Genomic DNA, 17,146 nt, shown 5'->3' with positions numbered 1-17,146 from the left:
GGAAGTTCAATTTAAGATATAAATCCGGCAGAAAAAAATAATTTAGAATCCCAGTCCGATCGTGAAGAAATTCGATCATAACAGGAGCCCGGAAATCTTGAGGTTTATGAATGAGAATGAAAGTTGTGTTATTAATCATTGCTTTTATGGTCTCGATGCAGGTCGTTGCGACCGCTTCTGACATAGGAATCGGGGCAAGCCCCGGTAACATGAGTTACATGCTTGCTCCGGGAAGTTCGGCAGAGCAGTCGTTATATGTGATAAACACAGGGACTGAAACTGCAACATATAACGTTTTCATAGATGACAGCACTTACAGTGGCTGGTTTACATTTTCTGTCTCTTCTTTTGAGCTGAGTGCAGGGGAAAATAAAAAAGTTAAGGTAACGCTCAATGTTCCGGCTTCGGCTAAAGAGGATGTAGACTGCAAGATAAAAATCCCATGTACTGTACCCGGCGGAGATGTTGGAACAGGGATTATGATTCCTGTCCATATCGAGATTTCAAGCTCAGAGGATAGTTCCTCCAAGAAGAGCTCTTCCGGAGGCAGTTCTTCCGGAGGGGGAGGTGGATCTCCGGAACCCGCCAGCAACGTAGAAGCCAGAGAACTCTCACAGCAGTATATAACAAGTGGCAGTCGTGTCAGGTTTAATTTTACACAGGATGCCACCTGCGTAAAATATGTGGAATTTGATGCTAAAAAAACCCTCGGAAAGGTCACAACCATTATTGAGGTGTTGAAAGAGCGTTCTGCCCTTACTCCAGACACGCCTGATGGTGAAGTCTACAACTACCTGAATATCTGGGTCGGAAACGAAGGTGTTGCAACACCGGAAAATATCGAAAATGCAGTTATAGGTTTCAATGTGGACAAAACATGGGTCAGGGAAAAAGATATCGATGTAAATTCAATTGCTCTGGCATACTTTGACGGCGAGGAATGGAATCCTTTGCTTACGAAGAAAGTGAAGGAGGATGTAGAATATCTTTATCTGGAAGCTGAAACCACAAGTTTCTCTCACTTTGCCGTGACAGGTGAGAAAGCGAACGAAACTGAGAAGAACATGAGTGCGGCTCCAGTTACAAGAGCAAGGGAAAAATTGAAAGAATCTGCTGAAAACCTGGAGTCAACCGCAACCAAGAGTCTTGAGGGAAAAGAGCCTGGTTTTCTGGCAGAAATTGAAGGCTATGAAGAAAAACTTAGAGATTTTTATCTGTCTTTGATCCACTCCTTGCAGGAGAAAAGCTGGTATCCGGGGGCTGCTCATAAAAACGCGGGTACGGAAAACTAATTCCCGAAAAACTTTAGAGTTAGCAGGCAGCCTTCCGGTGTAAACTCGACAGCTTTCAGGCAAGAAAATTCCTTACCCGATGACCAATGAAAAATGAGGATAAATAAAGAGGTGAATAGAATACAGTAGTCATAGGGTAAGGATTTGTTTCCTTTCCTTCACTGAAAAAGGAAAACACAAAGCTGAAAACGAAAAGATAGGAATAAGTAGGGATAACAAAAAGCAACTAAAACTGAGAGCAATTGAGTGTAACTACCCCCCGTTCAAACCGAAGAACCTTAAAAACTCAGAATAACCACAGTTTTCAGGCGATAGCCAGAAAATACTTCAGAAAAGATTGTAGGAAATACTTGATATTGGGCAAAAGGACAATTTATCTGGCTTCGCCCTACACCGTCAGTTCCCTACCTGCTTTAAACTTCTTCTGCAGGCAGGAAACCTTCGGTATTAAACTGCTCATTATCTCAGAAGACGTTTCTATATTTTAGAAACGCTTCTGAAACTATATGTATTAATGCATTGTATTTAATATTTTCTATCAAGTTAATCCAATTAAATGTTATTTTTATTAATATTTTTGTTATTAGATAATAGGAAATAGTTATTATTTAATGCCCGTACCGTACTCAGCCAGAGAAAAAACAATTAATTGTATTATCCCTATTTAATGTGTCTTCCCTTTCCCGTATATGAAAATGAATCAATTTTATTCGATAACCTTCATTGATGCTTTTTTTCAATTTAAGGCGAGGCAGACGGATAAAAAAAGAAGTTTCCAGAACTGAGATTGATCAGCCCACTTCAGGAAGAATTATCGTTTCCGATTTGGATATTAGAAAGTTAGTAAGAGAATAAGCAATTAAGTGTGATTATTGTTTAAATCAATCATAATTAATGTGAATAAAATTAAAATTAAGCATAATTATTGATTATAATACTACTATATTTCACATATTATAGCAAAATATTAAATAAGATTAATACGCACATAATTTTAGAGTCTGTCCAAAAAGTGTTACGACCTGCTGCAACTTTTACAACATGTGTAACCGGAGCGGCCATTCGGATATTATAGATCTGTTGTAACTTTGCAACACTCCATTATTGACTTTGCGGATAGACTCTTTACAACCGGGGAATTTGTGGTAAAAAGGAATATTTATTCATACAGGTTTGGTTTTCAGAATGTGGGGTCATTACTTTTCCATTTTAAAGTAAGATTCTCGTTTTTGTACTGGATGGATATAAAATCAATATTGTGCTGATAGGTCGTAAAAAAGCCAGCGGACTAATATCGCAAAAAACACAACCTGAGTCTTTATTAGAGAAGCCGGGCCGGTGGGGAGATAACCGGTTATCGGTTAGCTGAAGGGGCTAATCGGAGAGCATGAAAAAAACCTGGAATTAAGGGTAAAAGAAGTTAAAGGAAACCCTGCCTCCAGGCTCTCCATTGTATTATTTCGTATGCCTTTACTGGACAGTATCTCTCGGCGAACCCCCTCATAAAATCGTCGAAGATGGGATAGTACAATGGAAGTTTGTGTAATGCGGGGACAATTTGCAATAGATGACCAAAAAAAGTAGATAAAAGGAGTAAGTAAAAATGAAAATGTCGAGAATGAAAAATAAAGCGGGTCTGTATTTAGGACTTGGGATCTTAATGTTTTGCATGCTCTGTATACCAGCAAGTGCAAATTACAGCTACGAAGGATATCCCCTGGAAACCGTAGACAATGGAACAGGTATAGTATTAGGTGAAGTTTACGTTAGCTGCGGAGACAATGCCGGGCTTCAAGGCACGTCATATCAATCCAACACTTTTGTCACCAACTTTTCGGATGTCCCGACCGATGGTATCGTGTGGGCTGAACTGAAGGTTGGAGTCTGGGGAGGAAAGGCAACCCGTGAAGGTTTTGCAAATGCTACATTGAGCAAGCTCGATGATAGTTCTCCACAAGCACTTGGAACTGTAAACCTTAATACAGCTAATCCCTCTTCTAACGTAGACTGTTGTGGAAATGGAGTATATTTGATCAAGTACGATTGCAAGGACGAACTCCTGAGCCTGAGCAACTCCGATATTAAAGCAACAATCAACGCCTGGCCGAACGATTCACTGGCATCAACTTACTGGCTTGACAGCCGTATATACGGAGCTGTTCTCATAGTTGTCTATGAAAATGGGAACTGTTATACTCAGTACTGGATCAACCAAGGTAACCTGAACCTTCATAAGAATGTAACTTCTGGAGGAACTTACTATCCAGATCTAGATGCCAACATCACTTGGTTCAACGGGACGGTCAATAATTCAGTAGGAGGAAATGCTACGCTGACAGTCGGGTATTTTGCTGGCGACGATGACCAGAATGACTACCTGTATTTCAATCCCCCCAAAGTAGCGGCTTCCCCCTACAACCTCAGCAACTTTAATTGGCCGATAGTAAGTTATACAGATTACCAGCTTGATTGCAACAACGTCGCTAACGAAACTTGTGATGAACTCAATTTCGCTACTAAAAACTTCGATTTGCACACATTTGATATAGATTTGGAGAATATTGAGCTGGATCCTTCAAGCAACTATGCTGTTTTCTGGAGGGGACATGGCAATGGCACTGCTGGCGAAACCGAGATCAATGATCCCAGCTGGCCCGGCGTCAATCCTAACACGGAATCTTACTTATCCCCATTCCTTGCAGTGTTACAGATAAAAGAGTAATAATTACTTTGAGAAAAATTGAGTAACGTGTTGTGGATAAAAATTGGAGGTGGTATTCTTTAATTAGTAATTGTGTGACTTTTTAATTTTATGTGTGGGGAAATATCTAACCCCACTCAACTTTTTGAATTTGTATCAAATTATCTTTTGTTTCAGAACAATTTAACTACCAATAATCGACATCAATGATTAGGAATTACGTTTTTTGTTAAAACTAGATGTGAATTTGAAAAAATACTATTATTTAGATCATTAGTGTTATTTGGCACATATATAAAGATATATTATTCTTATTTTTTAGATTAGTTTATATACATCGTAACCTTTTTTCATACTAAAAACCAAATTATGAGAACTGATCCTCTCCAGAAGATTCAGAATCCAAATTCAGATCAACTACATAATATTGAATAAAATGTTGGAAGGATGAGAGAAGGTAGCAATACTTGGAAAGTTTCGTTCTTGACTTCAGAAATGAGAAATAAATTATATACAGTGACTTAAACTCAATAATTTGAGCTGATCTGAAAAACACCATATAACGCAGATCCAGGTTTTTAATATACACAGTAAATTTTTTCATTTTTTTATTATTGGGAGATTCCCTCCTCAGACTAAAAAAGCTACAAAATAATTGTGATTCAACCCCGAACATTCCCCCCTCAGATCCTGCTGAAAAAGGCCACAAGCACAGGATCTTCGGGTGGGAATTTTAGAAATGTGGAGTGAGTGAAAGTGAAACGAATATTTCTTATTCTCTGTATCGCTGCACTGATGTGCATGACTGCTCTAGCGTCTGCTGCGGAGGAAACAGTTGAACCAGTCGCAAACTTTACTGTTAACACCACCAGCGGCCCTGCGCCCCTGACCATACAATTCACCGATATGTCTGCCAATGCAACCGGTTGGGCATGGGACTTCGACAACGACGGTACGGTGGACAGCACCGAGCAGAACCTGACGTTTACCTATAGCAAAGCCAGCACCTATTCGGTAAACCTCACCATCACAAACGCCGCTGGGAGCGACTCAGAAGTGAAGACAGATTATATCACCGTCGAAGAAACAAGAACATACGGACTCGCAGATACTCCATGGCCAAAATATCAGAGAGATCTCTGCAATACCGGACAATCACCATATAACGGACCACAGACCAACAATACCATCTGGATCTATACGACCGAGGGCGCTATTTATGGCTCACCAGTAATTGGATCAGACGGAACCATCTATGTGGGAAATAGCGGTGATAAGAAAGTATATGCCTTGAACTCAAATGGGACCCTCAGATGGACGTACTCGGTTGGAGGCACAGACGGGATATCTAGTACACCCGCAATTGGATCTGACGGAACCATCTATATTGGGTCTGGTAATTACGGTCTCTATGCATTAAACTCTGATGGAACCCTAAAATGGAAGTACACCACCGAAGGTGGACGTATAAAGAGTTCACCGACAATTGGATCTGACGGAACTATCTATTTCGGGAATTATGATGATTATAAAGTATACGCGTTAAACTCTAACGGAACCCAAAAATGGATGTATACGACCGGAAGACAGATCGAGAGTGCACCCACCATCGGATCTGATGGAACGATCTATATCGGAAGTAATGACAATAACCTATACGCATTGAACTCTGACGGAACACTAAAATGGACTTACACCGCCGGAAGTAAGATATACAGTTCACCAGCAATTGGATTTGACGGAACCATCTATGTCGGAAGTCGTGACAAAAAACTATACGCATTGAACTCTGATGGAACCCTAAAATGGACTTACACCACCGGAAAATACATCTACGGTTCACCTGTAATTGGATCTGACGGAACCGTCTATATTGGGAGTCGTGACAATAACCTATACGCATTAAACTCCAACGGAACCCTAAAATGGATGTATGAAACTGGCTCTATATATGGTGCACCTGCAATCGGAACCGATGGAACCCTCTATGTCGGGAATTGGGATGGTTATATTTACGCACTAAACTCCGATGGAACCCTAAAATGGACATATAAGACAGGGGGCTCTATATATGGTTCACCTGCAATCGGATCCGATGGAACCCTCTACATCGGAAGTTACGATAACAAACTCTATGCTTTTCATGATGCTACTGCCCCTGTTGCCAGTTTTACTGCTTTTTCCACATCTGGCGACGCACCCCTGACGGTGCAGTTCACCGATACATCCGTTAACTATCCGACCAGCTGGGCCTGGGACTTTGACAACGACGGAATGACAGACAGCACCGAACAGAACCCCTCGCATACATATGTCACACCTGGCACCTACACGATAAACCTCACTGTAACAAATGACGCCGGCGAAGACAGCGAAATATCGACAGATTATATCACCGTTACAGCACCTGCCGTCCCAGTTGCCAGGTTCAGCGCAAACGTCACATTGGGAGACGTTCCGCTCGCGGTCGCTTTTACGGATGAATCCACCGGGAATGCCACTTCATGGGCCTGGGACTTTGACAACGACGGAATGACAGACAGCACCGAACAGAACCCCTCGCATACATATGTCACACCTGGCACCTACACGGTAAATCTGACCGTAGCAAACGGAGCAGGCTCAGATGATGAGACCAATACTGACTACATAACGGTAGTTCTGCCTCCTTTGCCGGAAGCTGATTTCAGTATAAATGCAACGTATGGGGACGCCCCACTGACCGTTGCATTTTCCGATGCATCTACTAACTCTCCGACCAGCTGGACCTGGGACTTCGATAACGATGGTACTATTGATGCCACAACACAGAATCCGGCTTACACCTATGAACAGGCCGGCACATACACAGTAAACCTCACGGCATCCAATGCAGCAGGGTCGGATTCGGAAGTAAAGACCGATCTCATTACCGTGACAGGAAAAGTAGACCTCACGACTACTGCCTCCTTAGCAACTACGTATCCCATTTATAATAATACCATGCAAGCTACAATTCTCAACGAAGGTGCAGAAAATGCCGGAGCATTCAACTTGACATTCCGTGTCAATGGAATAAATAAAACTGTGAATGTAGCCGGACTTGACGCAGGAAACAACACCACCATCAGCATTACCGACATAAGACGGCATGCAGGCGACATTGTTTCTATGACTGTTACGGTTGACCCCGAGAATACCATCACCGAAATAAATGAAACAAACAACGAATACAGCACGACTGAGACCATATCCACGACCGGCCAGAAATATAACGGCGGCCGGTATTCCAATGGATATGATCTGGTAAACAACGTGTTCTATACGGAAGGCAATGTTGGGGTGGCTGTCGCCATATCAGGTAGTTATGTTTCAACCAACAAAAAAATCGTCACAACTAGAACTTTTTCCGCAGATGATCTTGATATCCCCGCCGGTGCGACCATAAAGTCGGCCCGGCTTTACCAGGGCTCGACGTGGTATGGAGATCCCGGGTTCAATCTCCAGTTCAACGGTCATGAGACCCAGGAAGCCGATGCAAAATACTGGGACTGCATCAATGGCCAGTATGCCTTCGATGTAACCACATACCTGAACACAACCGGCGACAATACGGCAGTTCTCACTTCCACGAACTCTTTAAATGATTATGCCTACTATGCCACGGCCCTTATTGTGGTCTACGAGGCCGACAGCGAACCTTATCGCCAGATCTGGGTGAACGAAGGCAGCGACTGTCTGCTCGCCGATTACGGTCCTGAATTGGCCTGGGGTTATACGATGTTTGACAACGTAAGCACCGACGATCTTTTCTCCGCCAGGGTCATCACTGTCCTAGAATCAGACGACGGCGACGTCAACTCCATAAACTTCAATGGTGAATCTCTTCCCAGAATTAAAACAGGCGGATCGGATCCGACTATCAAGTACTTCAGTGTCACAGACGCCCTTTCGAACGGGGAGAACGAACTTGGAGTCACTGGCCCCAGCTACTTTAACTTCGCCAATGCTGTTCTTGAAGTCACTAGAGAAACTGCCTCTGAAGCCAACTTCACAGCAAGTGTTACGAGCGGAAACGCTCCGTTAAACGTGGAGTTCACCGACACCTCTACCGGCACCCCAACCAGCTGGGCCTGGGACTTCGGAGACGGGAAAAACTCCACTGAGCAAAATCCGACCCACACCTACACTGCTGAAGGAACCTATACCGTAAAACTCACAGTCTCGAACTCCCTCGGAAGCGATTCTGAAGAGAAAACCGGATACATAACAGTGGGCTCAGTTGTTCTTGCCCCTGAAGCCAACTTCAGTGCAGATCCGACAACCGGAACAGCACCTCTCTCAGTCCAGTTTACGGACGAATCCACAAACACCCCAACCTCATGGACCTGGGACTTCGGAGAAGGAGATACCTCTACTGAGCAAAATCCAACCCACACATATGAAACCATAGGCACATATACTGTAAAACTCACTGCCACAAATTACGGCGGAAGCAATTCCACAATAAAAACCGATTACATCACTGTAACTTCTGATGTTTCAGCACCCATCGCAAGCTTCACTATGGATTCAAATTCAGGCAGGGTGCCGTTTACGGTTCAGTTCACTGATACTTCTAACGGTAGCGTGAGCAGCTGGAAGTGGGAATTCGGAGACGGTGGTATTTCTACCGAACAGAACCCGATCCATACCTATGTGACAGAAGGAAGTTACAATGTAACTCTAACCGCTACAGGGCCTGGAGGCAGTAACAAAATAACTTCTACCGAACCTGTTGTTGTCAGTGCACCACTAACTTCAGACAGCTACAACGGCGGAATTCCACTGACAAACGTACAAAACGGAACGGTTTCAGGTGGACTCTGGTACGATTCATATTACGCTATGGAGACGTCTGCTCAAAAAGCGTTTACTCTACCTTCTTATTCTGATATTAAGTGGGCCAGACTCTACATTGACGTCTATGACGGACACATGCAAAACAATTACAGAGGAAATGTTGAGATTGGCATCGATGCCGATGGCGATAGCACCTACGAACTCCGGAAGAACGAAACTTTCAACACCACATACTCGTTCCCCGGAGAAGGCGGAGCCGGCCCTGTATGGTTAAGCGACCACATGAACCGTGTAACAAGTGACTACCTGATGTGGTACGATCTCACTGACGCAATTGGAGGTCAGCAGGTGAATGTACAGGCCATAACCTCAAAGATCGACTCCAATTTTGACGGTCGTGTCAAGGCCATGACACTGGTTGTTGCCTACGATGACGGCGATTCCGATGAGGTGTATTACCGGGTCAACCAGGGCCATGATACGGTCAACCCGCTGGATACGGAATATACAGGTTCGACTGCATTTGACACTTCAACGCTTGCAAGCGACTGGAATTCTGCAAACCTCTCTGCAATCTACCTTGCCAGTGTGGACGGTATCTATACTTTCCAGGGTACAACCCTGACCTCAGGGACGCCGCAGGGTAGCTACTATGGAGACAATACCTGGGACGTGAGTTCCATGCTCACGGCCGGACAGGACAGTACTTTTACGTACAACAAACAGGACGAAAAGTACTACAAGATCCCGCTTGTCCTCATGAGCGTAAAATATGCAGGATCCGGGCCGGTGGCTCCAACTGCAGACTTCAGTGTAAATGTAACTGAAGGTGGGGTTCCTCTGGCTGTCCGGTTCTCCGACGAGTCAACAGGTTCCCCAACTGCCTGGGTATGGGACTTCGGAGATAACGAAACGTCATCGGAACAGAACCCGGTGCATACTTATTCTGCAGCAGGTAACTACACAGTGAACCTCACAGTTACAAGTGCAGAGGGTAGCGACTCCGAGGTGAAGACTGATTATATCATGGTATCAGAATCTTCTACGCCTGAAGAACCAGTTGCTGCTTTCACTGCAAATGTAACTAACGGTGATGTTCCTCTGACTGTTCAGTTCAGTGATGAATCTACTGGATCTCCAACCTCCTGGTTCTGGGACTTTGGGGATGGTGCAAACTCAACTGAGCAGAGTCCTATCCACACGTACACATCAGCCGAAACCTACACTGTAAATCTGACTGTGGAAAATGCCGCTGGTTCTGACTTTGAGTCAAAATCGGATTACATTGAAGTTTCCGAAGCTTCCGGGTCAACCGTTACTCTCTATTTCGACCCTGAAAGTTCCTCAGTTGCAGAAAACGAGTCTACTGAAATAAATATAGTTGCAAGCAATTTCCCTGAAGGCCTTTCGGGCTACAACCTAACAGTTTCTATTGACGATCCGGATGTTGCCGAGATCGTGGACATTGATTATCCTTCCTGGGCTCTTATTACTGAGAACTCTACCCTGCCCGGGACTTCGATCTACATGAAAACTGTTGACCTGGAAGATGCCGTTAAGGAAGGGGCAGCAGATGTTATGCTTGCCACTCTCACTGTTTCTGGAAAGGAAAAAGGATCTGCGAACCTCTCTATAGGGGTTAAACGTCTGGAGGAAGATTCAGGAGACTCTATCGAACCAGCTCTCCTGACAGGAAAAATTGAAGTGACCCTTCTTTCCCCTCTGCCTGACCAGGAATATGCTCCAAAAGATCTCAACGGAGACGGATTCTATGAAGACCTCACCGGAAACGGGGAGTTCAGTTTCGTAGATATAGTGGCATACTTCCATAACATGGACTGGATAGAGGAAAATATGCCGGTGGAGTACTTTGACTTCAACGGGAATGGGAGGATAGACTTTGATGATGTAGTGCGGATGTTTGCAATGATATGAGAAAAAGAAAATAATGAAGTAGAGATAAAGGAATTAAAGAAGACAAAATAGAGAAGAACTTTCTCATAACCAGCCGATTATGCTGGTTCCGGGAACAAAAAAGGGACAATGACCTTCTGGGAGGAGAAAGCCGAATAGAGCTGTTTCCTCCTCTTTTTTTGAATAAAAGGACTTTTTACAGGAAGGAAGAGCAACCTGACCGAGAACAGTTCAATTATTGTATAAATCAGACTATTGTGTACCAGGGACTTATGCAGGTGAACTGAAAGCCAGTGTCATAAAGTATTAACAATTTGTACCCACATAGATTTTTTATCCAACTTATTTTCTTTGTACACAATATCCATTAGTATTTTTTACGTATGTGATAATTCCAATATTTTGATCTGTTGCTGCCCCTGCTGATATAACACCTCCAGGATCGATGAAAAACTCCTGAAAAGTCAAGCTGAAATGAAAGAATAGCAGATAAAAAAAATCTGGAATAGCATCTGAAAAATTTCCTTCATTCCTTCAGGATCCTGAAGGAGCGTGTTACCCATAAGGGTAAGAATAATTAGCCAAAGATTTTTAATTGTAGAAGCTACAAATTCGTAGAGGCTACAAATATCAATCTGTTTAATTGTATCTAATTAGTTAAATCAAATATTTCTGAAAAACCTGGAACATTTAGACAAAATTGTTCCATACATTACAAATTTGTATCCAGCTGAAATACGAAAATTCCTTAATAATTTGGTTGGTCTGACGCTTCAAAAATGTCCGAAACCTGAATCGATAGCCCCACCATATACTAAATATGGTCCGATTCTTTCGCCCAGAACAACCGTCAACCCCATAAAAACATAGGAGGATCTCAAGAAAGAAACTAAAAGCACTTATTTTCTATATACACGGCTCTTGCTTGAAATTTGTTTTAACGAACTGAAAGTAAGGTATGCCCTTCACCAAAGATCTTGACAAGTATTGAAGCATTTTTGCCTAAAGGGCGAATTTTAATTTGAGCTGTGCTTTTCATATTCGGCATTTTTCCGGATTTTGAAATGCTATCATTATCTGTTAGGTCACCGGAACTTTCTACAGCTAAGTAGTTCAGAACCGGCTGTTTCCAGAATCCTCAGAATCAGTGAGAATAAAAAACAGAATAACAAAATTCAGTCATTTCCTGCTTTCTTCAAAGGTCCGAAAATCCTTGAACCAAAAACAATTTCCTGCCCGGGCAAACCGATTATCAAATCTTCTGGGGTCCGGACATTTCCGCGCAGGCAGGCTGAACCCCTATGAAAAATAGGAGAAACGAAAATATGAACAAAAATACATTGAAAATATTTCTGATTTGTGTAACATTGCTCCTGGTGGCGGCTGCTCAGCCGGTACTGGGTTCCGACTGGTTCACGTTCCAGAACGACAATTACAACTCCGGAATCACCGATGAGGCTGGCCCGATAGGCAATAACGGCGATTATGCCTTCGCTGTTCTTACAAGTTCTAGTGGGATGGCCGGTATCGACACCACGCCTGTGGTCGCCGGCGATGTCGTTTATACCGCCGCTATGGGCAAAGCTTTTGCTTTCAACAAGACCACCGGGGATGAAATATGGAATACCTCTCTATCTGGTGGGTTCGTTCTGTCCACGCCTGTGATCGCCGACGGCAAGATCTTCATCGGCACCAATAACGGCGTCATCGCCGCATACGACATCTCCAACGGCACAAGGGCCTGGATCAACTCCACCGGGCTGGGCGGCGATAAGGCGCAGGTGAACACCCCTATAGTCTATGACGAGGGTAATATCTACTTCGGAACCTGGTTTGCCAGCGGCACCGGCTCATACTACTGTGTGAATGCCACTAACGGTTCATTCGTGTGGGAGCTTGCCTGCACCAGCAGTGCGGGCTACTACTGGTCCGGCGCTTGTGTGGTGGGCGACTACCTCGTCTACGGTGGTGACGACGGCCACCTGGTCTCGGTTAACAAATACACCGGGGCGGCCGCGGAAGATGTGAGCACCAGCATGATCTTCGACTCCGGTACAGGCAATATCCGTTCCTCCCTGAGCTATGACCAATCAACCGGGAGGCTGTACTTCGCTGCCGGATCCACATGCTACTATGTAGGGTTCAACCCCGGCACCGGCGCCTTCGTGAAGACTGTTAAGGGCACCGGTACTATGACGGGCGACTCCACCTCCACCCCTGCCGTGTACAATGACCGTGTGTATGTGGGCTGCGGTGGTTCCCTGTACTGCCTTGATGCCGATTCCCTGCAAATAATCTGGTCCTATGCCGCAGGCGGCCAGGTGCAATCTTCTCCTGCCATCTCTACCTACTATGATGACGGCGACGGGGAGATTTACATATATTTCACAACAAACGATTACTCCAGCGGTATGTACTGTCTAAAGGACATGCCGGGCAACACCGAACCCATTGAGCAGTTCACGTTTTTCCCGCCCAGCAGTATGAAGCAGTATAGCCTGCAGGGTGCTGCAATCTCCGACGGCATGGTCTACTATGGCAATGACGCGGGTTACATGTTCGGTCTGGAGGATCCAGATATCTGCTTTGCTGCCAACACTACCTACGGCTCCGCACCGCTGACGGTGCAGTTCACCGACAAAAGCGCCGGGGCGACCGAATGGCAGTGGGACTTTGACAATGATGGGAATGTGGACAGCACGGAGCAGAACCCTGTATATACATACAATGTGACAGGTAACTACTCCGTCAATCTGACGATTACCAAGTCTACAGGCAGCGTCCAGGAACTCAAGACCGACTACATCACCGTGATTGATGCGACCCCTCTGGAAGATTATCTGCTATATACTAACAGTAGCACCTCGGTAACAATCACCGGCTACACCGGCCCTGCCGGCGATCTGGTCATACCAAGTGAGATAGATGGTCTTCCTGTCACTGCAATAGCCAAAAATGCGTTAAGTGGATCCCCATTGACCTCGGTGGTCATTCCTGACAGTGTCACCAGCATGGGAGCCGGTGCGTTCAATAACTGCGATGACCTGACCTCCATCGACATGGGCGGAATAACATATATTACAAATAACGGACTCCGGAACTGTCCCTCCTTAGAAACGCTAACTCTGGGCAGCGGGTTTAATATGATTTACGGCTATGGGATCCGTGACTGTCCCTCCCTGAATGCCATGATATTCGAGGGCAACGCACCGGGGCTTAGTGGGACGTGGAACTATAATGCTCCCAATATAGTGATGTACTACTATGAGAACGCTACCGGCTTCAGCACCCCTACGATGTCCGGCAAGCCGTGCTATCCGGTAGGCTCCCCGACCGCTGACTTCTCGACCCACGGCGTTTCCGGCGGCAGCGCCCCGCTCACGGTACAGTACACCTATACGGGCGTGGGCGCGAACGCGCTGTCCTGGTACTTCGACGACGACGCTACTGTGGACAGCACTGCGAGGAACCCCAGTTACACCTACGATACGCCGGGTACCTACGCAGTCAGCCTGTATGTCAGCAACCCCTGGGGCAGCGACAGTGTGCTCAGGACAGACTATATTACCGTGACCGAGGGCCGCGCAGACGGTTGGGCCTACACCAGCGACGGTACCTCGGTGACCATAACCGGCTACTCCGGACCGGACAGCAACATGACCATCCCCGGTGAGATTGATGGCCTGCCGGTGACAACCATCGGCGACAGCGCGTGCAAGGGCCTCACCAGCCTGACCTCGGTGGTTATTCCTGACAATGTCACCACCATTGACGACAGTGCGTTCTACGGATGTACTGCTCTGACCACCATGATATTCAACGGCAATGCACCGACGACGGTCGGCAGTAGCTGGGCATCAGGCACCAACCTGGTGGCGTACTACTACGAAGGCGCTACCGGCTTCACCACACCGACGTGGAACGGAGTCCCATGCTATCCAGTAGGCGTTCCAACTGCCGATTTCACCTCGAGCGCCGTCTATGGCACTGCACCGTTAACGTTAACGTTCACCTATACGAGCGTGGGAGCGAACGCACTGGCATGGGATTACAACAACAACGGCACGGTGGACAGCACGGAAAGGGAACCCAGTAACACCTACGATACGGTGGGTACCTACTCGGTCAGCCTGAATGTCAGCAATCCCTGGGGCAATGACAGTGAAGTTAAGACAGCCTATATCACCGTAGTCGAACCGGTCGGGAACTTTACCTACACCAGCGACGGTACCTCGGTGACCATAACCGGCTACTCCGGACCGGGCGGCGATGTCGTCATACCGGACACCATCGTGGGTCTGCCTGTCACCGTCATCGGTGGCAGTGTGTTCAAGAACGTCGCCCTGACCTCGGTGGTTATTCCTGACAGCGTCACCACTATCGGCGACAGTGCATTTTATGGATGTTCCGGCCTGACCTCTGTGCCCATAGGAAACAATGTCACCAGCATCGGTGGCAGTGCGTTCTATAAATGCAGCGGCCTGACCTCGGTGGTCATTCCTGACAGTGTTACAAGCATCGGTGGCAGTGCGTTCTATGAATGCAACGGCCTGACCTCGGTGGTCATTCCAAGCATCGGTGGCAGTGCGTTCTACCAATGCAGCGGCCTGACCTCTGTGACCATAGGAAACAATGTCACCAGCCTCGGTGAGCGTACGTTCTACCGATGCAGAGCCCTTACCTCGGTGACCATAGGAAACAGTGTCACCAGCATCGGCGATTATGCGTTCCAGAACGTCGCCTTTACCTCGGTGGTCATTCCTGATAGTGTTACCAGCATCGGTGTGCGTGCGTTCCGGGGCTGCAGCGGCCTGACCTCGGTGACCATAGGAAACAATCTCACCAGCATCGGCAACGTTGCGTTCGAGGGCTGCAGTGCCCTGACCTCGATGGTGTTCACGGGCAATGCACCGACGACGGTAAGCAGCAACTGGGCGAGTAACAGCCCCAACATAGTGGCGTATTACTACGAAGATGCTACCGGCTTCACCACGCCGACGTGGAAAAGCGTCGCCTGTTACCCGCTGACAGCGGCCCCGGTGGCGGACTTCGAGGCCAACGTGACATCAGGAATCAGACCTCTGATTGTGAATTTCACCGACCTGTCCACCAGATCTCCAGAGACCTGGGAATGGGACTTTAATAACGACGGAACTGTGGACTCAACTGAGCAGAACCCATCGTATACATATACTTCAGCCGGTACTTACACTGTCAACCTTACGGTTGCAAATGCAAACGGGACCGATTCCGAAGTAAAGATCGATTATATCACAGTATCCGAATCATCCACGCCTGAAGAACCCGTTTCTGCTTTCACTGCTGATGTAACTGGCGGGATTGCTCCTCTAACAGTTAACTTTACCGACCAGTCTACCGGATCGCCGACTTCCTGGGCCTGGGACTTTGAAAACGACGGAACCGTGGATTCAACTGAGCAGAACCCTGTACATACTTATTCTGCAGCAGGTAACTACACCGTAAATCTGACTGTGGAAAATGAAGCTGGTTCTGACTTTGAGTTAAAATCGGATTACATAGAAATTTCCGAAGCTTCCGGGTCAACAGTTACTCTCTATTTCGACCCTGCAAGTTCCTCAGTTTCAGAAAACGAATCCACTGAAATAAATCTCGTTGCAAGCAACTTCCCTGCAGGTCTTTCAGGCTACAACCTGACCGTTGCTATAGACGACCCGGCTGTTGCCGAGATAGTCAACATCGAGTACCCGACCTGGGCACTGATTACTGAGAACTCTACCCTGCCCGGGACTTCCATCTACATGAAGACTGTTGACCTGGAAGATGCCATTCAGGAAGGGGCAGCAAATGTTGTGCTTGCTACTCTCACGGTTTCCGGAAAGAAGAAAGGATCTGCGAACCTTTCGATAGGGGCTAAACGTCTGGAGGAAGATTCCGGTGACTCCATTGAACCAGCCCTCCTAACAGGGACGATTGAAGTGACCCTTCTGTCCCCCCTGCCGGATCAGGAATATGCCCCTAGAGACCTTGACGGAGACGGACTCTATGAAGACCTCACCGGAAACGGAGAGTTCAGTTTCGTGGATATAGTGGCTTACTTCCACAACATGGACTGGATAGAGGAAAACATGCCGGTGGAGTACTTCGACTTCAACGGAAACGGGAGGATAGACTTTGATGATGTAGTGGATATGTTTGCAATGATATGATTGAGGAGAACAAAAGAGAATGAAAAAACAAAAAGGGGAATTGAGAAAAATTTTCTTAAATTTCCCATAATTTTTTCTCGTAATTATGGCATTTGAGCCCATTTTTCTTTCATACAAAATTTCACATTAGAAGAGGACCAATCAGCGTTTAAAACATAAATTGAGATAAAATATTTATTTAAATGCAAAAAATTATTTTGCACATGTATTTTTCTCTGGGAAACAATAAA

Annotated in this window: 4 protein-coding genes; all 4 read left to right on the top strand. The window is 46.0% G+C overall.

Annotation, left to right across the window (positions count from 1 at the left end):
• The first annotated feature begins 110 nt into the window (after positions 1-110).
• The 4 genes from MSSIT_RS12690 (at position 111) to MSSIT_RS12670 (ending at position 16,916) form a co-directional block, all read left to right on the top strand.
• The gene (locus MSSIT_RS12690; protein WP_048172820.1) at positions 111-1,292 is read left to right on the top strand and encodes a PGF-pre-PGF domain-containing protein; all 1,182 of its coding nucleotides are present in this window, start codon (positions 111-113) and stop codon (positions 1,290-1,292) included.
• Between the two features lie 1,669 nt (positions 1,293-2,961).
• The gene (locus MSSIT_RS12685) at positions 2,962-4,014 is read left to right on the top strand and encodes a DUF3344 domain-containing protein (RefSeq protein ID WP_197080270.1); all 1,053 of its coding nucleotides are present in this window, start codon (positions 2,962-2,964) and stop codon (positions 4,012-4,014) included.
• 735 nt (positions 4,015-4,749) lie between these two features.
• A complete protein-coding gene (locus tag MSSIT_RS24885) occupies positions 4,750-10,749 on the top strand; it encodes a PKD domain-containing protein (RefSeq protein ID WP_231589806.1) in 6,000 nt (1,999 codons plus the stop codon).
• Positions 10,750-12,053: 1,304 nt separating this feature from the next.
• The gene (locus MSSIT_RS12670) at positions 12,054-16,916 is read left to right on the top strand and encodes a leucine-rich repeat protein (protein ID WP_048174771.1); all 4,863 of its coding nucleotides are present in this window, start codon (positions 12,054-12,056) and stop codon (positions 16,914-16,916) included.
• Positions 16,917-17,146 lie beyond the last annotated feature (230 nt).

The sequence above is a fragment of the Methanosarcina siciliae T4/M genome (assembly GCF_000970085.1).
In the GTDB taxonomy this organism is placed as follows: domain Archaea; phylum Halobacteriota; class Methanosarcinia; order Methanosarcinales; family Methanosarcinaceae; genus Methanosarcina; species Methanosarcina siciliae.
This window is presented reverse-complemented; position numbering and strand designations above follow the sequence as displayed.